Here is a 23591-nt window from a genome sequence, read left to right as displayed (position 1 = left end):
CGGCCCCGCATGGACCGATCTCGGTGCGGAGCTGGACCGATCTCGGCGCGGTAGGGGCGGGGCCGCACCTCAGGTCAGGACGGCCCAGCCCAGCGGCGGCAGGACGACGCCGTCGCGCTCGGGTCGCGGGGGCGGGGCGTCGTGGGTCGAGGCCAGGACGTGGCTGCGGCTGGCCGTGGGCAGCCAGACCTCGCTGTCCTCCAGGCTGAGGACGAGCACCGCCTCGGCGCTCTCGGACGAGCGTGCGCGCATGCGCAGCGACAGCACCGTGTTGTCCAGGTGCAGCGCCTCCACCTCGGCGTCGTGCAGCCAGGGCAGGCGGCGGCGCACGCCGATGAGCTCCTGGTGCAGGGCGCGCACCGGCCCGGCGGGCCTGTCCTCGGGCGAGGCGGGCAGCTCGGGGCGGATGGCGTCGTCCCCGCCGAGCCGGTCCTCCTTGACGGCGCGCAGGCCGTCCTCGTCGCCGTAGTAGATCGCCGGCGTGCCCGGCAGGGTCATGAGCAGGGCCAGCGCGTGGGGCAGGCGGCGCGCGTCGGGCAGCTGGGAGGCGATCCTGGTGGTGTCGTGGTTGCCGACGAAGGTCCACGGCACGAAGGTCTTCAGCAGCTCGGCGTTGCGCCCCAGGGTCCAGCTCAGCTCGTAGAAGTTGGCCTCGGCCAGGGAGTGCCAGGTCGCCTGCCACAACTCGTACTGGGTCACGGAGTCCATGCCCGAGGCGGCCACGATGGCGGCGTAGTCCCCGTGGATGACCTCGCCGACGACGTAGACCCCCGGGTGGGCGCGGCGCACCCGGGGCAGCACCCGCGTCCAGAAGGAGGGCTCGACGGCGTAGGCCGCGTCCAGCCGCCAGCCGTCCACGCCGCACTCGCACCAGTGGCTCATGACATCGGTGACCAGGTCGGCCACCGCCTCGCAGGAGTGGTTGAGCTCGGGCAGCCAGTCCTGGCCCTCGAAGCGCTCATAGTCCGGTGCGGTGCCCGGGGTCCACGCCTCCGGCCCGCCTGGCCATGTCAGGCGGAACATGGAGGCCTCGCGGGAGCGGGGGCCGGCCTGCGGCAGGGCCGCGAAGACCGGGTGGTCGATGCCGACGTGGTTGAAGACGCCGTCGAGCATGACGCGCACGCCCCGGGCGTGGGCGGCGTCGATGAGGGCGAGCAGGTCCTCGTTCGCACCCAGGCGGGGATCGAGCCGCATGTGGTCGATCGTGTCGTAGCCGTGCGACATGGAGTGGAAGACGGGGCCGAGCATGAGCACGTTGCAACCGAGCTCGATCAGGCGGTCGAGCCAGGGGATGAGGCGTCGCAGGCGGTGCTCGGCCGCCATCGCCCCGGCGGGCGAGGAGGGGTCGTCGGGGTCCCCGGGAGGGCACAGCGCCGGGGCGCCCGCGGCCCCGAGGGGGAAGACGTGCCAGGCGATGGCGTGACGGACCCAGTCCGGCTCGCCCGGGCCGGCCGGCTTGAGGGCGGAGGTGTCAGGTGCAGCGGCGTCGGCGTGCATGGCACAAACCTACCGCGGCGGCGGCGTGATCGCTGGGAGTTCGACGGGCGCCCGCGGGCCGACACTCCCGGCCCGGGACCGGGAGCGTCCCGGGCGCTCGGGGGAGGATGGCGCCATGAGCCAGTCGCAGAGCCAGTCGCCCGCGTCCCCCGTCGCCCGTCGAGCCCTCGTCACCGGGGCCTCCACCGGCATCGGCGAGGCCACCGTCCGTCTTCTCCGGTCCCACGGGTGGGACGTGGTCGCCACCGCGCGCCGGACCGAGCGCCTCAAGGCCCTCGCCGCCGGGACCGGCTGCGCCTGGGCCGCCGCGGACCTTCAGCGCCACGACGACGTCGAGCGGCTCGCCGCCGAGGTGCTCGACACCGGACACGTGGACGCTGTGGTCAACAACGCCGGCGGCGCGCTCGGCGCCGACCCGGTCGCCGACGGCAGCCCCCGGGAGTGGCTGACCATGTACGAGCGCAATGTCCTGGCGGCGCTGCGCGTCACCCAGGCCTTCCTGCCCGGCATGCGCGAGCGCGGCGGCGACGTCGTCTTCCTGACCTCCACCGCGGCCCACGACACCTACCCCGGCGGAGCCGGCTACGTGGCGGCCAAGCACGGCGAGCGGATCATCGCGAACACCCTGCGCCTGGAGCTCGTCGGGGAGCCGGTGCGCGTCATCGAGATCGCGCCGGGCATGGTCGCCACCAGCGAGTTCTCACTCAACCGCTTCCACGGGGACCAGTCCCGGGCCGAGGCCGTCTACGCCGGGGTCGAGGCCCCGCTGCGCGCCGAGGACATCGCCGAGTGCATCGCCTGGGCCCTTCAGCGCCCCGCCCACGTCAATATCGACTCCATGATCGTGCGCCCGCGCGCCCAGGCCTCCAACACGGTGGTCGCGCGCGGCTGAGGCCGCGGGCGAGGACGGGCGCCCCGACGGCGGTCCGTCCTGACGGACCGCCCCCTCCTGCGGTAGCCTGGACGCCGTCGAGTACCCTCTCCGCGCGTCCTGACCCCGGGCGCGGCCGCGCCCTCCCGGTCGGAGCGCCGACCCCCCCGCCCGATCCGTTGCGCGGTCATCCTCCGCGGCGCTGCGCCCGGCCGAGTCGTTGAAAGGAACATCCATGGACGAGTCCGGCCCGCTTCCGATCGGCCCGTACCGCGGGCGCCCCGTCGGCCGGCCGGCCGACGGGGCCTCGGGCCCGGCCGGCACCGCCGAAGCCGTCAACACCTCGGTGCTCCCCGCCCCGGTGTCGGCGACCGCCGTCTTCCCAGCCGCCACCGCTCCCGCGCCCTCTGCCGCGACCGCCGAGATCGCTGCCGGCGACCCGATGAGGACGGCCGCCCTGCCCGCCGCCGTGCCGCCGAGCGCCTCCGCTCCGACGGGCGGGCCGCCGACCGCCTCGACCCCCATGCTGGCGCCGGAGGCGCCCGCGGTCGCCATCCCTCCCGCGGCCGCCGGCTCGGCCCCGGGAGGCGGGAGGCCTTCGCGCGGCGGGAGACGAGCCGCCGCACTGGCCGTGGGAGCGGTTGCCCTGGCCGCCGTCGCCTTCGGGGCAGGCGCGATCACCGGACGGCTCGGCCAGGGCGGCGCCGCCACGACCGTGCCGACGGCGTCGCATGCCCCGGCCGCGGACACCACCGCGGCGCCGGCTGCGGACGCCACCGCGGCGCCGGCCCCTGCGCCGCAGGCGACCGCGCAGCGGGCGACCGCCGGCCCGGGCGACAGTGCTCCGCAGTCCGACGGCGACGGCTCGGCGCGGCAGGACGGCGGTCGCGATGACGGCCGTCGCTCCCCGCGGCTCGACCGGTCAGGCTCCCAGCAGGACGACCCCCGCTCCCGGCCGGCGCCGTCCGTCTCCCGGGCGGGTGCCGACGACGACCCCGGCTACGACTTTCCCCCTGCGTATGACGATGACAGCGATGACAGCGATGACAGCGATGACGACGACTGAGCCGCTCAGGGACCGCGCCGTCGCAGTGCCTCGGCCAGGATCGACCAGGAGGCCGAGCCGGCGCCCCTCGGGGTCGTTGCCGGCAGCGCCGGTGCGCTTGCCGCGCACCGGGTCGTAGGCCTCGATGAGCGCTCCCGGCGGGGCCCGGGGCGCCGATGGTGATGAGCTCGCCCGCGGGCTTCCTCATGCCGGTTCGCCGTCGTCCAGGAGCGCGTCGAGCAGGTCGTCGACGGCGGCCCGGCGGCGGGCGCCCTCCTCCGTCACGGACTCGGCCAGCCGACTGCGCACGCAGATGAGCCGGACCACGTGCTCCGGCGGCACCGTGCCGGTGCGGCTCCACCGCCCCGCGTGCTCGCGGACCATGCCGACGAGGAGCTCGGCGAGCAGGAGGCCGCCGGGATCCGGGTTTCTCCCGGGGTCCTCCAGGTGCCGCAGGAGGCAGATGAGCGGCCCCCGCAGCGGTCCGTGCCCCGCCTCTCGCGGGTCGCAGTGGATGAGCCGGCTGCAGGTGCTCTCCAGCGTCGTCGGAGCGCCCGTCAGGGCGCTGAGCGCCTCGTCGCGCAGCCGGGTGCGCAGGGGGGCGAGCCGGCCCGGCGGATAGAGGTTCTGCGAGCCGAGGACCCAGGCCTCGACGTCGGACAGGACGCTCGCCGCCCGGGCGCTGACGGCGTTCTCGCGTCTCCAGCGCGGCCCGGCGGCGGCCAGCAGGGCGCCGACCCGGTCCAGCTGCTCCTCCGCCGGGGGCCTGAGCAGGCGCAGGTCGGTCAGCAGGTCGATGAGCGCATTGACGAGTCCGATGTCGAGCTCCTCGCCGGACTCCGCGGCCCCGGCGCCGGACTCCACGGCGGCCTCCACGGCGGACTCCTCGACCGGTGCCGTGCGACGACGCGGTTCGACTGTCATGGCTGTGCTCCTGTGCTTCCGGCGAGCCGCTGCCTGCCTGCGACGCGAGCCGCCCGCGCCGCCGGCAGGCAGCGGCCACCCAGTATCGCCGTGCCCGCCTGCGCGCCGCCAGCGGCCGGGGCGGGCGCCGAGCGCTGCGCGTCGGCGGGGGAGGGGCCGCCCGCCAGGCGCCGGGAGACGTGTGAGGCGGCTCTCCTTGCCATCAAGGTCCTCTCCGGGGTCTACTTATATGCACAAGTACTCATGTGCACAAGTTGCCGGCGCTGCCCCGGCGCCGCCCGATCCCTAGGAAGCCATGTCCTTCAAAGACGCTGTCGTCTATCAGATCTACCCGCGCTCCTTCCGCGACTCCACGGGCGACGGCGTCGGCGACCTGCGCGGCATTGTCGAGAAGGTCCCCTACATCGCCTCCCTCGGCGTCGACTACGTCTGGCTCAACCCCTTCTTCCCCTCGCCGGGGCGGGACAACGGCTACGACGTGTCCGACTACTGCGCCGTCGATCCCGCCATGGGCACCCTGGAGGACTTCGACGACCTCGTCGCCGCTCTGGACGCCCACGGCGTCGGGGTCATGCTCGACATGGTCCTCAACCACGTCTCCACCGAGCACGAGTGGTTCCAGCGGGCCCTGGCCGGCCAGCGGCGCTACCGCGACTACTTCTACATCCGCCCTCCCAGGCCGGACGGCTCCCTGCCCACCAACTGGGTCTCCAAGTTCGGCGGGCCCGCCTGGGCCCCCTTCGGCCCGGTCGGGCGGGACGGGCGCCCGCGCTCGGGCGAGTACTACCTCCACCTGTTCGACCCCGGGCAGGCGGACCTCGACTGGCACAACCCCGAGGTGCGCGCCCGCGCCGCCGAGGTCGTCAACTTCTGGCGCGACCGGGGCGTGCGGGCCTTCCGCTTCGACGTCGTCAACCTCATCGGCAAGACCGAGCCGCTCCACGACGCGCCGGTGGGGGTCGATGACCGGCCCACCTACACCGACGGGCCCCTGGTCCACGCCTACCTGCGCGAGTTCAACGAGGCCAGCTTCGGGCGCGACCCCGACTCGGTGACCGTGGGGGAGATGTCCTCCACCAGCATCGGTGCGTGCGTGGAGTACACGCGGCCGGAGAACCACGAGCTGTCCATGGTGTTCAACTTCCACCACCTCAAGGTCGACTACGCCCGGGGCCGCAAGTGGACGCTCATGGCCCCCGACATCCTCGCCCTCAAGCGGATCCTCAACGACTGGGCCCTCGGGCTCCAGGCCGGCGGCGGCTGGGGCGCCCTGTTCTGGAACAACCACGACCAGCCCCGCGCCCTGGACCGATTCGGTGACGCCGAGCGCTTCCGCTACGAGTCGGCCACCATGCTCGCCACCGCCATCCACCTCATGCGCGGAACCCCCTACATCTACATGGGTGAGGAGATCGGCATGAGCGACCCCGGCTACACGACCATCGAGGACTATGCGGACGTCGAGGCGCGCAACGCCTTCGCCGAGCTCGTCGAGGCCGGGCGCGACCCGGCGGAGGCGTTCCGGATCGTCCGCTCCAAGGCGCGCGACAACTCCCGCACCCCCATGCAGTGGGACGCCGGCGCGGGCGCCGGGTTCACCGACGGCACCCCGTGGCTGCGGCCCACCAACCAGGCCGAGATCAATGTCGCCTGTGAGGAGGCGGCCGGGCGCATCCTGCCCTACTACAGGCGGCTCATCGCCCTGCGCAAGGACATGCCGGTCGTCTCCGAGGGAACCTACGAGCCCTACGCGCCCGACCACCCGGACGTCCTGGCCTACATCCGCCGCCACGGGGACCGCCGCCTGCTGGTCGTCTGCAGCTTCCGCGGCCATGAGACCAGCATCGACCTGCCAGTGAGTCTCCTGGGCGGCGAGGCGCTCGTCTCCAACTACCCGGCCCGGCCGCTGCGCCCGTGGGCGAGCCTGCGCCCCTACGAGGCCTTCGCCCTGCTCGCCTGAGGCGGCGGATCGCCCCGAGAGAGGAGGGCCATCGGCCCGCCGCCCAGACCCGGTTCACAACCCTGTCCGCCCCGGAGTACCGCCACCCGCGCGGCCTCTCCCCGACCCGCTGTCATCCCAACGCTCCGAAAGGAATCCCTCATGTCCCAACCGGCAACAGATCGCGAGATGCAGATCGCCTCCCCGGTGGCGGGGAGGGTCATGGACCTCGCCGATGTCCCCGACCCCGTCTTCTCCTCCAAGGCCGTCGGCGACGGCCTCGGCGTCGAGCCCGACGACGGCGCTCTCGTCTCCCCGGTGGACGCGACCGTCACCCTGGTGGCCGGCACCGGGCACGCCATCGGCTTCAAGACCGGCACCGGCCTGGAGGTCCTCCTCCACCTGGGCGTGGACACCGTGGAGCTGGAGGGCAGGCCCTTCGACCTCACCGTCAGCGTCGGCGACACCGTCGAGGCCGGCGACGCGCTGGGCACCATGGACCTGGAGGCCATCCGCGCCGCGGGCAAGGCCGCCACCGCCATCGTGGTCCTCACCAACACCGCCACCCGCCTGGAGTCCCTGTCCGTGACCACCGGCCGGGCCGAGGCGGGCGCCGCCGTCGCCGTCGCCGCCCTCAAGAGCGAGGACTCCGGGAGCGAGACCGGCTCGGCCGCCGGCTCCGGCGCGGCCCCCACGACCGGTGAGCGCGCCGACGGCCTGACCGGCTTCGACGCCACCGCCGCCGACATCGTCAAGAACATCGGCGGCCCCGACAACGTCCGCTCGGTGCTCCACTGCATCACCCGCGTGCGCTTCTACCTCAAGGACCAGTCGCTGGCCGACGACGCGGCCGTGGCCGACACCGAGGGGGTCATCGACGTGGCCAAGGCCGGCGGCCAGTACCAGGTCATCATCGGCCCCGAGGTGGAGGACGTCTACGACGCCGTCGTCAAGCTGCTGCCCGGATCCTCCCAGGGCGAGGCGGACGGCGAGGTCGAGGAGGTCGACAGGCCCACCACCCTGATCGGCTGGGTCAAGTTCGGCTTCTCCTCGCTCATCGGCGTCATCACCGGCTCCATGATCCCGATCGTCGGCATGCTGGCCGCCTCCGGAATCCTCAAGGGCCTGCTGGCCCTGCTGGCCCAGTTCAAGGTGGTCGCCGAGGCCTCGGACACCTACCAGATCATCGACGCCATGAGCTCGTCGATGTTCTACTTCCTGCCGATCATCGTCGGCTTCACCGCTGCCCGGCGCCTGGGCGCGAACCCCATCGTCGTGGCCATTATCGGCGGCGTCCTGTGCTACCCCTCCATCACGGCCCTGTCCAACCCGGACCACGTCGTCAAGGCTGACAACGCCGCAGGATACGAGTCGACCTACCACGTCGTCGCGCAGGTCGGGCAGACGGTCTTCAACGCCGACTTCTTCGGCATCCCCGTCACCCTGCCGCAGGGCAACGCCTACGCCTACTCGATCTTCCCCATCATCGTGGGCGCCTGGCTGGCGGCCAAGATCGAGCCCTGGCTCAAGAAGGCCCTGCCCGCGGTCATCCGCCCCATCTTCGGCCCCCTCATCGAGATCTTCGTGGTCTCCGCCCTCATCCTGCTGGTGTTCGGCCCCGCGGTCATGTTCGTCTCCGGAGGCCTCGCCTCGCTCATCAACGCGGTCCTGGGCTTCAACTACCCGATCGCAGGCCTGGCTATCGGCGGCCTCTACCAGTGCCTGGTCATCTTCGGCCTGCACTGGGCCGTCATCCCGCTCATCTCCTCCGAGCTGGCCTCGGCCGGGAGCTCGCACCTGAACGCCATCGTCTCGGCCACCATGATCGCCCAGGGCGGCGGCGCCCTGGCCGTGTGGCTCAAGGTCAGGGCCGCCCGCATCAGGAGCATGGCCGCGCCCGCCACCATCTCCGCCTTCTGCGGAGTGACCGAGCCCGCCATGTACGGCCTCAACCTCAAGTACGGCCGCATCTTCATCACCGCCTCGATCGGCGGCGCCGTGGGCGGGCTCCTCACCGGCCTGCTCGACGTCAACATGTACGGCTTCACCGGCGCCTTCGTCGGCTTCCCCTCGTTCGTCAACCCCGACGGCATCGACGCGGGCTTCACCGGCTACTGGATCGCCTCCGCCGCGGCCCTGGCGGTCTCCTTCGCCTGCACCTACTTCTTCGGCTTCAAGGAAGCCGACTTCGAGGGCGGCAGGACCGTCAAGAAGGTCCGGCTGGGGCGCCGGGAGCCCGCCGGCGCGTGACCCCGGGCGGGAGCCGTCCGGACGGTCCCCGCCCGCCAGGCCCTCGTGCCCCCCCGACCGCCGTGTCCGGGGGAGTGCGAGGGCCTCAGGGTCCTCCGACGCGCTCCTCAGCGCTGCGACGGCAGGCGCTGGGCGGTGGAGATGAAGCTGAAGGTCCTGGCCGCGTGATGGGACCGGGTGTACTCGAAGGGGACGCCCGCGGAGTCGAAGGAGAAGGACTCGACCACGCCCACGCAGTTCTGCCCCCCCAGGTCCAGGTAGCGCAGGTCCTCCTCGTCGGCCGGCTCAATGGTGGCCAGGCGGGAGGAGGAGACGATGCTCACCCCGAGCTCGTTCTCCAGGTAGTCGTAGATCGAGGACTCGGCGGCCTCCGCGGGTATCTGCGGGACGACCCCGGTGAGGAACATGTTGTGGTCCACGATGGCGGCGCGCCCGTCCAGGAAGCGCAGACGCGTCAGGGCGAGCGCACTCGCGCCCTCGGGGAGGCCGGAGTGCTCGGCCAGGCCCGCGTCGACGCTCACCGTGCGGGAGTCCAGCAACCGGGTGCGCACCTCAATGCCCAGGCGCCGCCCGGCCTCGGCCAGCGACTCGATGCCCGCCAGCAGGAAGTGGGAGTTGCGGTGCTGGCGGAAGATGACCTGGATGCCCTTGCCCTGCATCGCCTGGACGTACCCCTGGCTCGCCAGGTACTGCAGCGCCTTGCGCACCGTGTTGCGCGAGATCCCGAAGTCGCCGGCCAGGGAGTTCTCCGAGGGCAGGAAGGACAGGAAGGGGTAGTCGCCCCGCTCGATCCCTGTGCGCAGCGCGGAGTAGATCTCCTCGTACTTCGCCACGTGCCTCGTCCCTCCCGTCCGGTCCTCATCGGGCGGTCAGCCGTCGGCGGACCGGTGGACCATTCGGGGCCGAGTTTATCGTTTGAGAGAGGCGGTCAGGGACGACCGGCCGGTCGCCGCACGGTAGCGGTGGGCGGCGACCGGAACCGGCTCACGTGTCGTGACGGTCATCGGGAGACCGGGGGCGGTCACGGGGCTCATGCCGTCGGCGCCGCGGCGAGGGGGTCTGGCGCCGGAGCCGCCACGCACGGACACGACGATCAGGAGGGCGGCGCTCAACGGCCCCGGGGCGCCACGGGGATCGGCGCGATCCCGCGGTTCTGCGGTGCGGGCCGGGCGGCGCGGGGAGGCGAGGACGAGAAGGGCGATCAGTGACCACCGTCCGGCGCGCAGCGGGGTCAGGTTGGCGTCAGGCCGGCATCAGACCGGTGCCTCGGACCGATCCCGGTGCGGAGCTGGACCGATCCCGGCGACGCGTCGCTGTGGCGAGCGCAACGGGGTGCTGCGCCGATGCCGGCTGGCCCGGGCCGGGCGCCTGTGGCTACACTCCACCGCATCCAGGCACTGACCCGGCCGGGACGTCGCCCGCGCGGCGCCCCGGGCATCACCGGCGAGCCTCCCGGAAGAACAGGCGCTTGCTGACCGGCCCAGTCCGGCCCAGTCCGGCCCGGACGGCCCCAGCCGGCCCAGGTCGGCGCGCGCCCCACTAGACCCGGGCGGGAGGGGCCCGCACAGCCCCGCGCGAGCGGTCGCGCCCGCCGCCCCCGGGGCGGCGGGCGCGGCAAGCGAGGTGGTACCGCGGTGCCGCTCCCCACGCCGTCGGCCATGAGCCGCGGGCGGGACCGGCGTCGTCCTCGTAAGACGCAGACGTTCACGAGCGAGACGCGAGGCACCCCGATGGCTGACACCGCCGACCAGACCACCGCCCGCACGGGCGCCGCCTTCTACCCCCTGCACCGGCCGGGGCAGGAGGTCGTCCCCTCGCCGTCCTTCCCCGCCATCGAGGAGGACGTCCTCGCCTACTGGAAGGCCGACGGCACCTTCGCCGCCTCCGTCGACAACCGCGCCGAGCCCTGCGACGAGTTCGTCTTCTACGACGGCCCGCCCTTCGCCAACGGCCTGCCCCACTACGGGCACCTGCTGACCGGCTACGTCAAGGACGCCGTCGGGCGCTTCCAGACCCAGATGGGCAAGCGCGTCGAGCGCCGCTTCGGCTGGGACACCCACGGCCTGCCCGCCGAGCTCGAGGCCCAGCGCCTGCTCGGCATCGACGACGTCACCGAGATCACCCGACCCGGCGGCATCGGCATCGAGGCCTTCAACGCCGAGTGCCGCTCCTCCGTGCTGCGCTACACCAAGGAGTGGGAGGACTACGTCACCCGTCAGGCCCGCTGGGTGGACTTCGAGGGCGACTACAAGACCCTCGACCCCACCTACATGGAGTCCGTCATCTGGGCCTTCAAGTCCCTGTACGACAAGGGCCTGGCCTACCAGGGCTACCGCGTCCTGCCCTACTGCTGGCACGACCGCACCCCCTTGAGCAACCACGAGCTCAAGATGGACGACGACATCTACCAGGACCGCCAGGACAACACCGTCACAGTGGGCCTGCGTCTTCAGGAGCCGCTGCGGACCGGGGCGGAGCGGCCCGAGCTGCTGCTCATCTGGACGACGACGCCGTGGACCCTGCCCTCCAACCTGGCCATCGCCGTGGGCGCCGACGTCGAGTACGTCACCGTGCACGTCGATGAGGGCCTCGACTCCCCGGTAGCGGGCGAGGACGTCGTCATCGCCGCCGACCTCCTGGGCGCCTACGCCCGCGAGCTCGGCGAGGCCCCACGGGTCGTGGCCACATGCACCGGGGCCGACCTGGCGGGGGCGCGCTACCACCCCATCTTCGACTACTTCGACGACGACGCCCACCGGGCCGCCGGCGCCGCCCCCGGGCCGAAGGCGTGGAGCGTCATCACCGCCGACTTCGTCACCACCTCCGACGGCACCGGCCTGGTCCACCTGGCCCCGGCCTTCGGCGAGGACGACATGGTCGCCTGCACCGAGGCCGGCATCGAGACCGTCGTGCCGGTGGACGACGGCGGCCGCCTGACCGAGGAGGTCGGCGACTACGCCGGCATGCAGGTCTTCGAGGCCAACAAGCCGATCGTGGCCGACCTGCGCGACGCCGCCGGGCCGCTCGCCCGCCGGGACGCCTCTCAGCGGGCGGTCCTGGTGCGCCAGGCCTCCTACGTGCACTCCTACCCGCACTGCTGGCGCTGCCGCAACCCGCTCATCTACAAGGCCGTCTCCTCCTGGTTCGTGCGCGTGACCGCCATCCGCGACCGCATGGTGGAGCTCAACCGGGACATCGAGTGGTTCCCCGGCCACATCAAGGACGGCATCTTCGGCAAGTGGCTGGCCGGCGCCCGCGACTGGTCCATCTCCCGCAACCGCTTCTGGGGCGCCCCCATCCCGGTGTGGCGCTCGGACGACCCCCGCTGGCCGCGCGAGGACGTCTACGGGTCCTTCGCCGAGCTCGAGCGCGACTTCGGGGTGAGGGTCACCGACCTGCACCGGCCCTTCATCGACTCCCTGGTGCGGCCCAACCCGGACGACCCCACGGGGCGGTCCATGATGCGGCGCATCCCCGACGTCCTGGACTGCTGGTTCGAGTCCGGCTCCATGCCCTTCGCCCAGGTGCACTACCCCTTCGAGAACGTCGAGTGGTTCGAGTCCCACTACCCGGGGGACTTCATCGTGGAGTACATCGGCCAGACCCGCGGCTGGTTCTACACCCTCCACGTGCTGGCCACGGCCCTGTTCGACCGGCCCGCCTTCACCAGCTGCGTGTCCCACGGGATCCTCCTGGGCAACGACGGGGCGAAGATGAGCAAGTCCCGGCGCAACTACCCCGACGTGTCCATGGTCTTCAACCGCGACGGCGCCGACGCCATGCGCTGGTTCCTGCTGTCCAGCCCCGTGGTGCGCGGCGGGAACCTCGTGGTCACCGACAGGGCCATCCGCGACACGGTGCGCCAGGTGCTGCTGCCGCTGTGGAACGTCTGGTACTTCTTCGCCCTGTACGCCGGGCAGGCCGACGACGGGCGCGGCTACGTCACCGGCGGGGTGGACCTCGGCGACGCGGGCCTGTTCGGGCGGAAGGGCTCCCTGCACGTCATGGACCGCTACATCCTGGCCCGCACCAAGGACCTGGCCGCCACGGTGGGCGCGCAGATGAGCGCCTACGACGTCACCGGCGCCACCGCCGCCGTGCGCGAGTTCCTCGACGTGCTCACCAACTGGTACCTGCGCACCTCGCGGAGCCGCTTCACCGACGGCGCCACCGCCTCGGACTGCCGCCCGGCCTTCGACACCCTGGCCACAGTGCTGCGGGTCCTCACCCAGGTGATGGCGCCGCTGGCGCCGCTGACCAGCGAGGAGATCTACCGCGGCCTGACGGGGGAGCGATCCGTGCACCTGACCGACTGGCCCGTCCTGCCCGCGCACGCGGCCGACTCCGCCCTCGTGGCCGCCATGGACGAGGCCCGCGACGCCGTCTCGGCGGCGCTGAGCCTGCGCAAGGCCGAGAAGCTGCGCGTGCGCCAGCCGCTGCGCTCGCTCACCGTCGCCACGATCGACCCCGCCGCCCTGGCGCCCTTCCGCGCCCTGATCGCCGAGGAGGTCAACGTCAAGGAGGTTCGGGTCCTCGACGCCGCCGACGCCGGCTACGAGGTGACCGAGCAGCTGACCCTCAACCCCCGCGCCCTGGACCCCGAGATCCGCCGGGTGACGAGCAGGCTCTTCGCCGCCGTCAAGGCGGGGGAGTGGGAGCTGACCGAGGACGGGGACGTGCGCTTCGACGGCGTCCTGGTCGGCGGCGCGCCCGTGGTGCTCGAGGCCGAGGAGGGGTCGTTCACCCTGACCAGCCGCATCGAGGTCGCCGACGACTCCCTGGCCGCCACCATGATCGGCTCGGGCGCCTTCGTCGTCCTGGACACGGCGCTGGACGACGCCCTGGAGGCCGAGGGCTGGGCCCGCGACCTGATCCGGCTCGTCCAGGACGAGCGCAAGGCCGCCGGGCTGCACGTGGGCGACCGCATCGAGCTGACCCTCACGGTTCCAGCCGACAAGGGCGCCTGGACGGGGGCGCACCTGGACCTGATCAAGAGCGAGACCGGGTGCGTGTCCGCCAGTGTCGTGGCCGACCCGGCCGCCGAGCAGGCCGGAGCCGTCGTCGTCAGGGCGGAGGGCTGAGGCGCCGGGCGGCGCGCGCGGCAGGGCGCGTCCTCGGAGCGTCCCGCTGGTCAGCGCGGCCCCGGTGATGTAGCGTCTGACCGACGAGCAGAATGCATCGAAGAAAGGTGGCGCGGAAGAGAGCTTGACTCTGGGGTCTCCTCAGCTCGACGTCCTGTATGACCGTATGAGTCCCTTGCGCTTGACAGGACTTCCCTTGGTCGAGATCGTACTTCCTCATGGGGAATAGCGATGGTTTACATGAATCCACATCGATGGCTGTCTGTCTGCGCGCTCCCCTCGGCGCGCCGAGCGGCGGCCGGCCGGCCCTGGAAGGGCGGCCCGCCCTGGAATGATCCGGCTCCGTCCCGGAAGGCGGGCAGGTGGTGACCGAAGCAGGGCCCGACCAGCAGACGCCCGGCGACCGCCCCCTCGTATCCGTGATCGTCCCCTCCTACAACAGCGAGACGCATGTTCTCCAGACGCTTCAGAGCGTGCTGTCCCAGACGATGCGCGACCTGGAGGTGCTCGCGGTGGACGACGCCTCGCAGGACCGGACGCGCTCGCTCATCCAGGCGCTCGCGGAGCGGGACCCGCGGGTGCGGGTGCTCGTGCAGCCCACCAACCAGGGAGTCGCCCTGGCCAGGAACCGGGGGCTCGCGCACGCCAGGGGCCGGTACGTCGCCTACCTCGACTCCGACGACCTGTGGATGCCCCAGAAGCTCGAGCGCCAGATCGCCTTTATGACCGAGAAGGGGGCGGGGGCCTGCTTCACCTCCTACGAGACCATCGAGGAGAACGGCGCCCACCGCAACTTCGTGCGGGTTCCCGCCTCAATCGGGTACAAGGACTTCCTGAAGAACACGGTGACGTGCAGCCACACGCTGCTGTTCGACACGCAGGTCGTCGACCGCGCCCTTCTCAGGATGCCGGATCTCAGGCGGGGCCAGGACGCGGCTACCTGGCTGGGGGTCATGAAGGCCGGGCACCTCCTGTACGGCCTGGACGAGTGCCTCGCCAAGTACCGCAAGACGTCGGGCTCGCTGTCCAGCAGCAAGGTCAAGGCCATCCGCCGGACCTGGAACCTCTACCGCAATGTCGAGGGGCTGTCTCGTCCCTACGCCGCCTACTGCCTGTTCTGGCAGCTGTTCCACGCCGCTTTGAAAAGGAGAAGGAACGCATGATGGTACGGAGTCGGGCGGACCGCCTGCTCGACGGCGGGGCCGCGCTGGCCGTCGTCGGCCTCGGCTACGTGGGGCTGCCCCTGGCCGTCGCCTTCTCCCGGAGGGCCCGTGTGATCGGGTACGACTCGAACGAGGCGAAGGTGAGCGCCTACCGGTCCGGACTTGACCCCACCGCGGAGGTCGGCGACGAGGCGCTGCGGGCGTGCGCGGTAGACTTCACCTCCGACGCGGCGCGCCTGGACGAGGCGTCCTTCTTCGTGGTCGCCGTCCCCACCCCGGTCAACCTCGACAAGACCCCGGACCTGACGCCCGTCACCTCGGTCAGCGAGACAGTGGGCCGGCATCTCAAGGAGGGCGACACGGTCGTCTACGAGTCAACCGTCTACCCGGGGGTCACCGAGGACGTGTGCATCCCGATCCTCGAGCGGGTCTCGGGCCTGCGGTGCCCGCAGGACTTCAAGGTCGGCTACTCCCCCGAGCGGATCAACCCGGGGGACAGGGTGCACCGTCTGGAGAGCATTAAGAAGATCGTGTCCGGAATCGACTCCCGGGCCCTGGACGAGATCGCGGACGTCTACTCGCTGGTCATCGACGCCGGCATTCACCGCGCGTCCTCCATCAAGGTCGCCGAGGCCGCGAAGGTGGTCGAGAACAGCCAGCGGGACATCAACATCGCCTTCATGAACGAGCTCGCCGTCGTCTTCGACCTCATGGGGATCGACACCAGCGAGGTGGTCGAGGCCATGAACACCAAGTGGAACGCCCTGGGATTCCGGCCGGGACTCGTGGGCGGGCACTGCATCGGTGTCGACCCGTACTACTTCACCTACGAGGCGGAGAAGCTCGGCTACCACAGCCAGATCATTCTGTCCGGGCGCAAGGTCAACGACGCCATGGGGGAGTTCGTCGCCGACGCCGCCATCAGGGAGATGGTCCGCGCCGGGCACGCCCCGAGCCGGGCCAATGTCGCGATCCTCGGCATCACCTTCAAGGAGAACTGCCCGGACGTGCGCAACTCCAAGGTCGCCGACATCATCCGCCGCCTGGGGCAGTACGGGATCGTGCCGCGGGTCTGCGACCCGGCGGCCGACGCCGCGGACGCCAGGCGCGTCTACGGTGTCGATCTTGTCGCCCTGGAGGACCTCGGCGACCTGGACTGCCTGGTCGTGGCCGTGGCCCACGACCAGTTCCAGCGGATGACCAGCGCGGACTACAAGCGGCTCTTCCGCCCCTCCCGGGACGAGGAGCGGGTCCTCATTGACGTCAAGAGCATCCTGTCCAAGGAGGACTTCTCCTCCTACCGGTACTGGCGGCTGTGAGGAGGTGCGGCGGGCTGGTCGGGTGATGTCGGGTCATTGAGGTATGGGATATGAGCGAAGGGGACGTGCCGTGAGGGGGCGCAGAGGAAGAATCGGGTTCATCGGCCGGATCGATCTCGGAGAGACGATGGTCGATGGTCAGACCGTCAAGACCAGAACCCTGTACCGCTACATGGTCGAGTGCTTCGGCGCGGCCAATATCTGCGCCGTGGACACGCTGAACTACCATCATGAGGCGGCCCGGGTGACCCGGGAGCTGATCAGGTGCCTGCACGCCTGCGACGTCGTCGTCGTGCTCCTGTCCAACGGCGGCCGCAGGGCGCTCTTCCCCGTCCTGTGGCTCGCGTCCACGGTGCTCCACGTGCGCGTCTACCACGATCTCATCGGAGGAACCCTGGCTGATGATGTCGTGGAGGACTCCTCGGGCCGCCTCCTGAAGTACCTCAACTCCTTCGAGGTCAACTGGGTGGAGACCCGCAGCCTGGAGGACAGACTCAGGGCTCTGGGCGTGCGCAACGCCTCCTACCTGCCGAACTTCAAGGACATGGGCGAGGCCGTGGTCAGTCCGAGCGTCCCGTCGGGCCCTCCCTGGCGCCTGTGCACCTTCAGCCGGGTCATGCCGGAGAAGGGAATTGACAACGCGGTGCGGGCAGTCGCGGCGATCAACGAGGGCGCAGCCGCACCGACCGTGACACTCGACGTCTTCGGTCCGATCGAGGACTCCTACGAGGAACGCTTCCGCCGCCTCATCGGCTCCGTCCCGGAGGTGCGCTACGCGGGCCGTGTGCCCCCCGAGCGGGCCGCGGCCACGATCACCGGCTACTTCGCGCTCCTCTTCCCGACCGAGTTCACCACGGAGGGCGTGCCGGGAACGATCATCGACGCCATGCACGCGAGCCTTCCGGTGGTGGCGAGCAGGTGGCGCCACTACTCCGAGATGCTTGAGGACGGGGTCACCGGGCTGAGCTACGACTTCGATTCCCCTGCGCTCCTGGAGGGCACGATCCGCCGGCTCATCGCACTGCCTGAGGCGGAGGTCGAGTCGATGAGACGCGCGGTCTTCGCGCGCTCGCGCGCCTACTCGCCCCAGGCCGTCTTCGGCGAGATCGCCCGCACGCTCACCCGCCGCGCCGCGGCGCCTGCGCAGCGCGGACCGCGCGTCATGATCGTCATCCACGGGCTGGGGACCGGCGGCGCCGAGATGATGGTGCTCAACCTCGCCCGCGAGCTCGCCGGGGCCGGCCACCCGGTCCAGGTGGTCTCCCTCCATGGCGATCAGACGGACGTGGCGGAGCTCATGAGGCGGGCCGGCATTGACGTCGTGGCCCTCAACAAGGCGAAGGGCCCCGATCCTCGCACGGTGCTCCGGCTGCGCACGGCGATGAGAAGCTTCTGCCCGACAGTCCTGCACACGCACCTGCCCGTGCTGGAGTACGTGCTGCCCGCGGCACGGCTCTACGGCAAGCGGGTCAAGATCATCCACACGGTCCACAACCTCGCGCACAAGGAGACGCAGCGCTCCGTCCTGAGGAGCCTCAACCGCTACGCCTTCTCCCACGGCATCGTTCCCGTCGCCCTCAACGAGGAGGTGAGGGCCTCGGTCTGCCGCAAGTACGCCCTCCCCGCCTCCGCGGTCCCCGTCGTCGGCAATGGCATCGATCTCGACGCCTTCCTCTGTCGCCGGGACCCGGAGGACCTGCGCGACAGGCCGGTGCGCCTCCTGTGCGTTGCTCGCCTGGCCGTGGTCAAGAACCACGCTCTGCTGCTTGAGGCGATGGCGCGGCTGAGAGGGGCGGGACGGGAGGTCTCGCTGACCCTGGTCGGCGACGGGCCCCTCAGAAGCCAGCTGGTCGAGCACGCCCAGGCACTGGGCGTGTCGGACTGCGTCCGCTTCGCCGGCCGGCAGAGGGATACCGCCGCCTTCTACCGGCGGGCCGACATCTTCGTGCTGCTGTCGACCTACGAGGGCATGCCGATGAGCATTCTCGAGGCGATGGCTGCCGGGCTGCCCGTGGTGGCCACCCGCGCCGGGGGCGTCCCCGAGATCGTGAAGGACGGCGTCAACGGCGCTCTCGTCAAGGCCGATGCGGGCGCGGCCGCCGCGGCCATCGCCGCCATCTGCGACGACCATGCCCTCTATCAGCGGCTGAGCGCCGCTGCGGTGAAGGCGTCGGCGGCCCACTCGGCCAGAGCGATGATGGAGAACTACGTTGACCTCTATCGCTGAGCACGCCATGGGCGGGATGCGCAGAACGCTGCCCGCCGCACTGGACCGGGAGGTCCTCAGAAGGAGCTACCCGCTGCGCTACCTGCGGCTCATGGCGGTGTGCTTCGTGCTCATGAGGCCCATCATGGTCGGCCAGACCGAGTCCCTGGCACCCATTATGAAGGTCCTCACGGCCGCGATCTTCGCATGGCTGGTGAACCTCTACTTCCTGCGGCGGGTGACGCTGTCCGCAACCGTCATCCTCTTCGTCCTCTACCGGGTGTCCTCTCTGCTGCCGACGGTCTACCGGGATGGCGACCTCCTCAACTGGGGCTACGTCACGCTCAGCCTGCTCTCCGTCCTCATGCTCATCGAGCTGCACGCCACGGCCGGGCAGGAGGAGCGCAGAAGGCTCCTGCGGGTCATGACGGACCTGCTGCTCATCTACCTGCTGATCAACTACGTCATGATCCTCATGGACTGGGGAAGGGTGGCGGCCTGGGGGGACGGCGCCTTCGCCCAGCCCTCCTACCTCCTGGGCATCCGCACCCGCGTGACCGACTGCATCTTCCCGGCGATCCTCCTCGCCCTCCTGTACGACTCCGGCTCGCACCGGCGCTGGGGCTGGCGAACAGTGGTGGCGGTCGCCAGCGGGATCGTGCAGATCGCCACGCTGCAGGTCGCCACGGCATGGGTCGGCCTCGCGGTGACCGCGGCCTTCTACCTCGCCGTCACCCTGCGCCCGCACAGGGGCGGCCTGTTCTCCATGCGGGGGGCAACCGTCATGGGCGCGGCCGCCACGCTGCTCGTCGTCTTCGCGCGGGTGCAGGTCTTCTTCGCCGAACAGATCGAGGAACTCCTCGGCAAGTCGGTCAGCCTGACGGGGCGCACCGACCTGTGGGACGCCGCCTTCCCGATCCTGGCGGACTCGCCGCTGTTCGGCTACGGCATCAACTCCGACTTCGGCAACTTCATCCCCGGCCCCGAGGGACTGCTGTGGCAGGCCCACAACCAGTACCTTCAGATCGCCTACGACGGCGGCCTGGCGGCCGTCGGCCTGTTCATCGCCCTGCTGTGGACGGCGAGCACCCGCGCCGACGCCTCACGCTGCAACCCTCGTGCGAGGGCCGCCTTCGTCTCCGTCTACGCCGCCATGTCGGTCATGGCCATCAGTGAGATCTACGTCTACAACATGGCGCTCTTCTATCTCATCCCGTTCCTGGCGAGCAGGGCCGATGAGCTGGTGGGCGACGACGAGCGCAGAAAGAGTGAGGAGCAATGAGCATTCCCTCGCGACTGGTCAATGCCGTGCGCATGTCCATGAGCAGGTACGAGTACGGCCGGGCGAGGAAGGACGGGCAGCTGCGAACCGGCGACAGGTTCTCCATCGGACCTTTCGCACGGTGCTCGGCGCGCTCCACGGCGGCGCCCTCGATCGTGATCGGCTCCCACGTGTTCCTCGACTGCTCGCTCATCACCAGGGGTGGCGGGCGCATAGCGATCGGCTCCGACTGCTGGTTCGGAGGAGCGGGCTCGACGGCGATCGGCGCCATCGAGTCGGTCACGATCGGCTCCGGCGTCATTATCTCCAACCACGTGCACATCTACGACAACAACAACCACCCGACCGACCCCGACGCGCGGCGGCGCATGACCCGGGGCGAGCTCGCCGGGCCGCTGTGGGAGTGGACCGAGGCGGCCTCGGCGCCGGTCGTGGTCGAGGACAATGTCTGGATCGGCGAGTTCTGCATGATCCTCAAGGGCGTGACGGTGGGGGAGGGGTCCGTGGTCGCGGCGCACTCCGTGGTGACCAAGGACGTCCCGCCGTACACGATCGCGGCCGGGAACCCGGCGAAGACGGTCAAGCGGCTCCGGTGATGAGGGGACTCAGGCCGAGGTCGGGAAGCGCCGTCGACTCCCTCCTGCTGGCCAGCGTCAAGCTCGTGACGCTCGGCTCGACCATGGCCAACACCATGATCCTCTCCCACAGCCTGTCGCTGGAGGCCTACGGCACCTACGCCCAGGGGGTCCTACTGGTGACCCTGTGCGCGGACGCGACCATCCTCGGTCTGGCGGACGCCGTCAACTTCTTCTTCAACCGGGACAGCAGGGAGTCCGCCACCCGGGAGTACGTGAACTCGGTCTTCGTCCTGCAGATCGTCATCGGCGTGGCGACGGCCGCGGCGCTTGTGGCGCTGCGGGGCGCGATCGGCGACTACTTCTCCAACCCCGCGCTCACGGCCCTCGTGGTCTTCCTGGCCTTCAGGCCGATGCTGACCAATATGACGAGCGTGCTCCAGGTGCTGATCGTCTCCATCGGCCGCGCACGGGCCATCGCGGTCAGGAACGTCGTCTTCTCGGCCCTGAAGCTCATGGCCGTCCTCGTGACGGCGCTGCTGACCTCCAGCATTGCGACGCTGTTCGCCATGCTGCTCGTGCTCGACCTCCTGTCCGTCCTGTGGTTCTGGGACTGCTTCCGCCGGTGGAAGTACATGATCCGCCTCACCCGGCCGCGCTGGGGGAGGATCCGGGAGATCCTGGGATTCTCCCTGCCCATGGCCGTCTACGTCCTGACGGCCTCCCTGATGAGACAGGTCGGCCAGCTGGTCATCGGCATGAACGAGAGCACAGACAGGTACGCGATCTACGCCAACAGCGCGACCGTGCTCCCCCTCGACGTCGTCTCCATGTCCTTCCTGACGGTCATCATCCCGATCGTGACGCGGCACATCGGCGCCGGGCAGAAGGAGCAGGTGCGCGTCGTCTTCAAGCACTACCTCGCGGTGGGGTACCTCACGACCGTCACCTTCTCAGTGGCCTGCCTCGTCGTGGCCCCCGAGGTCATCCAGGTGCTCTACGGCGCGCGCTACCTTCCGGGATACACCGTCTTCTGCCTCTACCTGGTCACGGCCATGGTCAGGTTCGCGAGCCTGTCCCTCATCCTGAGCGCGTCGGGTCGGACGAAGGCCCTCATGGTCGTCTCCCTCGCGGCCGTGGCGGTCAACGCGGTCCTGTGCATCGTCCTGTACTCGCTCATCGGGTTCGTCGGCCCGGCGCTGGCGTCGGTCGTGGTCAACGTCGGCATGGCGGCGGTCCTCGTGCGGCTCAGCCTGAGGGAGATAGACGGCGACCTGGCGACGGCCTTCGACCCCAGGGCGGTCGGCACGTACACCCTCACCACGCTCGCGGCGGCCGCGGCGGGCTATGGGCTGCGGTGGGGCCTGGTGACCCTCGGCCTGCCGGCTCCGGCGGTCGCGGCGCTTGTCATGTGCGCCGTGTCGGCCGCCGTGCTGGCTCTCAATCTCAAACCGCTCAGGGCCTCGCTCAGGGCGATCAACGCGATGAAGTGATGGTGACGAGGCAGCGGGCGCCGTGGTCGCTCTGGGTGCGCCGCTCCGGGGCGTCGGCGGCCTACCTGGCGGCGGAGATCGCCGCGGGCTGGCTCACCTGGCTGTTCGCGAGCACCCTCGTGCTGCTGCCGGTGTGGGCGGCGGCGTGGGCGGGCGCCGAGCGGCGCCTGGTGGCGCTGACCGGACTTCCGCCGATCCGGTCGCGGGCGGCGGGCTGGACCGGCCGCGCGCGCGAGACGGCCTTCGCCCTGGTCCTCGCCGTGGTGGCGGTCCTGGGAACGGTCGCGGCGGGCATGCTGTACGCCGGGGCGCGGATCACGCTCGTCGAGCCGCTCAGGGCGCAGGCCGGCGCGGACGGCGGCTCACCGGCATCGACGGCGGGGCGCTGCCTGGCCCTCCTCGTCGGCGTCCTCGGCGCGTGCCTGCTCCCGCGGCTCGCCGTCATGGCGGCGTCGGGCCTGGCGCGCCTGTCCACGGCACTGCTCTCCCCACGGCCCGAGCAGCTGGCGGAGCAGGTCGACGCCCTCGTCGACAGGGCGGTGAACGCCGAGGACCGCCTCATCCTGGAGCGCAGGCTCCTGGAGCAGCGCCTCCACGACGGCGCCCAGCTGCACCTGAGCGCGGCCGGGGTCCGCCTGGGGCTCCTGGAGCTGCGGCTCGCCGACGTCGAGGGGCCCGAGGGCGCCGCCGCGCGCGAGGCCCTCGGCGAGCTGCGGGACCAGATCGACGCCGCCGCCGACGCGGTGCGGGAGGCCGCTCACGGGCTCGCCCCGAGGACCCTCGCCGAGCGGGGGCTGCGGGCCGCCCTGGAGGAGCTCGCCGCGGGCCTGCCCGTCACCACCGAGGTGGTCTGGGGCGGCGGGACGGGCGCGCGGGCGCCGTCGCCCCGCGGCGAGGTCGCCGAGAACCTGTACCTCATCGCCTCCGAGGCGATCACCAACGCGATCCGGCACAGCGGCTGCAGCCGCATCGAGGTGCGCGTGGAGCACGCCGACGCGGGGGACGATGCGGAGGACGACGCCGTCGTGCTGGCGGTGCGCGACGACGGTGCGGGCGGGGCCGTCCCGAGCGGGCAGGGTATCCTCGCGATGGAGGCCCGCACCCGCCGTCTGGGAGGCGACTTCGAGGCGGACAGCCCCGCCGGCGGCCCGACCGCCATCACGGTCCGCATTCCGACGGGAGGACGGCGATGAGAATAGTCCTGGCAGAGGACGAGGCGCTCCTGCGCGAGGGGCTGCGCGTGCTGCTCGAGCACGCCGGGCACGACGTCGTCGCCTCGGTCTCGACCGCCACCGAGCTGCTTCACGCGGTGCGGCGAGCCGACCCCGCGGCGCCGCCCGACATTGTCATCACCGACGTGCGCATGCCCCCGGGGCGGAGCGACGACGGGCTGCGCGCCGCCATCGAGCTGCGTCGCGACCACCCGCGCCTGCCGATCCTGCTCCTGTCCCAGTACCTGGGCAACGAGTACCTGCGGCGGCTCCTGGACTCCGCCGAGGACGACCCGCGCTCGGGCGGCGTCGGCTACCTGCTCAAGGACCGGGTGGCCCACGTCCAGGAGCTCACTCAGGCGCTGCAGACCGTGGCCTGCGGCGGGGTCGTCGTCGACCGCAAGGTCATCACCGCGCTCATGCGCCGCCGCGAGGACCGCCTGGAGCGCCTGACGCCGCGGGAGCGGGAGGTGCTCCGGCACGTCTCGGCGGGGGAGACCAACCACGGGATCGCCGAGGCGCTGCACCTGTCCGACGGCGCGGTCGTCAAGCACATCGGCGCCATCTTCGACAAGCTGGGCCTGTCCCGGCGCGAGGGCAACCGGCGGGTCCTGGCGGTACTGGCCTTCCTCGACCATCCCTGACCCGGACGCCCTGAACCCGGCCGGTACCGGAGACGCGCAACGCGAGGCGGAGCCGGCGGTGGGGTTTTCCCCACCACGATCCGGCCGTCAG

At 71.4% G+C, this 23591-nt stretch carries 15 protein-coding genes and 1 pseudogene; 13 read left to right on the top strand and 3 right to left on the bottom strand.

Annotated elements, in window-relative coordinates:
- Nucleotides 1-69 precede the first annotated feature (69 nt).
- Nucleotides 70-1497 (bottom strand): alpha-amylase family protein, encoded by a 1428-nt coding sequence (locus tag AIF0345_RS10910; RefSeq protein ID WP_268917423.1) that lies wholly within the window; start codon nt 1495-1497, stop codon nt 70-72.
- 115 nt (nt 1498-1612) lie between these two features.
- Between AIF0345_RS10910 and AIF0345_RS10905 the strand changes: the two genes are divergently transcribed.
- Nucleotides 1613-2389 (top strand): SDR family NAD(P)-dependent oxidoreductase, encoded by a 777-nt coding sequence (locus tag AIF0345_RS10905; RefSeq protein WP_268917424.1) that lies wholly within the window; start codon nt 1613-1615, stop codon nt 2387-2389.
- Between the two features lie 214 nt (nt 2390-2603).
- On the top strand, nt 2604-3434 hold the full coding sequence (locus AIF0345_RS10900) for a hypothetical protein (protein WP_268917425.1): 831 nt from the start codon (nt 2604-2606) through the stop codon (nt 3432-3434).
- 183 nt (nt 3435-3617) lie between these two features.
- Here the strand turns inward: AIF0345_RS10900 and AIF0345_RS10895 are convergent, their stop codons facing one another.
- Nucleotides 3618-4337: a hypothetical protein gene (locus tag AIF0345_RS10895; protein WP_268917426.1), complete on the bottom strand. Its 720-nt coding sequence runs from the start codon at nt 4335-4337 to the stop codon at nt 3618-3620.
- A 295-nt stretch (nt 4338-4632) separates the two neighbouring features.
- Between AIF0345_RS10895 and AIF0345_RS10890 the strand changes: the two genes are divergently transcribed.
- Nucleotides 4633-6297: an alpha,alpha-phosphotrehalase gene (locus AIF0345_RS10890; RefSeq protein ID WP_285296171.1), complete on the top strand. Its 1665-nt coding sequence runs from the start codon at nt 4633-4635 to the stop codon at nt 6295-6297.
- 141 nt (nt 6298-6438) lie between these two features.
- The gene (locus AIF0345_RS10885) at nt 6439-8526 is read left to right on the top strand and encodes a glucose PTS transporter subunit IIA (protein ID WP_285296170.1); all 2088 of its coding nucleotides are present in this window, start codon (nt 6439-6441) and stop codon (nt 8524-8526) included.
- Nucleotides 8527-8633: 107 nt separating this feature from the next.
- On the opposite strand, the gene AIF0345_RS10880 is transcribed toward AIF0345_RS10885, so the two are convergent.
- Nucleotides 8634-9359 carry a UTRA domain-containing protein gene (locus AIF0345_RS10880; RefSeq protein WP_268917429.1) on the bottom strand — a complete coding sequence of 242 codons (726 nt, stop codon included), beginning with the start codon at nt 9357-9359 and terminating at the stop codon, nt 8634-8636.
- An 897-nt stretch (nt 9360-10256) separates the two neighbouring features.
- Between AIF0345_RS10880 and ileS the strand changes: the two genes are divergently transcribed.
- The 9 genes and pseudogenes from ileS (at nt 10257) to AIF0345_RS10835 (ending at nt 23500) form a co-directional block, all read left to right on the top strand.
- Entirely contained in the window at nt 10257-13607 is a 3351-nt protein-coding gene (ileS, locus tag AIF0345_RS10875; protein WP_285296169.1) for an isoleucine--tRNA ligase, read from the top strand.
- A gap of 362 nt (nt 13608-13969) precedes the next feature.
- Complete coding sequence (locus tag AIF0345_RS10870) at nt 13970-14770, top strand: glycosyltransferase family 2 protein (protein WP_285296168.1); 801 nt, start codon at nt 13970-13972, stop codon at nt 14768-14770.
- Nucleotides 14767-15990 (top strand): annotated as a pseudogene (locus AIF0345_RS10865) (nucleotide sugar dehydrogenase); the annotation flags it as partial. The gene AIF0345_RS10870 and the pseudogene AIF0345_RS10865, both read left to right, overlap by 4 nt.
- Nucleotides 15991-16216: 226 nt before the next feature.
- On the top strand, nt 16217-18316 hold the full coding sequence (locus tag AIF0345_RS10860) for a glycosyltransferase family 4 protein (protein WP_285296166.1): 2100 nt from the start codon (nt 16217-16219) through the stop codon (nt 18314-18316).
- Complete coding sequence (locus AIF0345_RS10855; protein WP_285296165.1) at nt 18300-19577, top strand: O-antigen ligase family protein; 1278 nt, start codon at nt 18300-18302, stop codon at nt 19575-19577. Before AIF0345_RS10860 ends, AIF0345_RS10855 begins: the two co-directional genes overlap by 17 nt.
- Entirely contained in the window at nt 19574-20173 is a 600-nt protein-coding gene (locus tag AIF0345_RS10850; RefSeq protein ID WP_285296164.1) for an acyltransferase, read from the top strand. The genes AIF0345_RS10855 and AIF0345_RS10850 overlap by 4 nt, the downstream gene beginning before the upstream one ends.
- On the top strand, nt 20173-21645 hold the full coding sequence (locus tag AIF0345_RS10845; RefSeq protein ID WP_285296163.1) for a lipopolysaccharide biosynthesis protein: 1473 nt from the start codon (nt 20173-20175) through the stop codon (nt 21643-21645). Before AIF0345_RS10850 ends, AIF0345_RS10845 begins: the two co-directional genes overlap by 1 nt.
- Nucleotides 21645-22838 carry a sensor histidine kinase gene (locus AIF0345_RS10840; protein WP_285296162.1) on the top strand — a complete coding sequence of 398 codons (1194 nt, stop codon included), beginning with the start codon at nt 21645-21647 and terminating at the stop codon, nt 22836-22838. Before AIF0345_RS10845 ends, AIF0345_RS10840 begins: the two co-directional genes overlap by 1 nt.
- The gene (locus AIF0345_RS10835) at nt 22835-23500 is read left to right on the top strand and encodes a response regulator transcription factor (RefSeq protein WP_043561511.1); all 666 of its coding nucleotides are present in this window, start codon (nt 22835-22837) and stop codon (nt 23498-23500) included. Before AIF0345_RS10840 ends, AIF0345_RS10835 begins: the two co-directional genes overlap by 4 nt.
- The last annotated feature ends 91 nt before the right edge of the window (nt 23501-23591 follow it).

Origin of the sequence: Actinomyces israelii (assembly GCF_030253495.1) — a bacterium.
GTDB lineage: Bacteria > Actinomycetota > Actinomycetes > Actinomycetales > Actinomycetaceae > Actinomyces > Actinomyces israelii.
The sequence above is the reverse complement of the archived record's forward strand: the minus strand, read 5'-3'. Positions and strand labels throughout refer to the sequence as shown.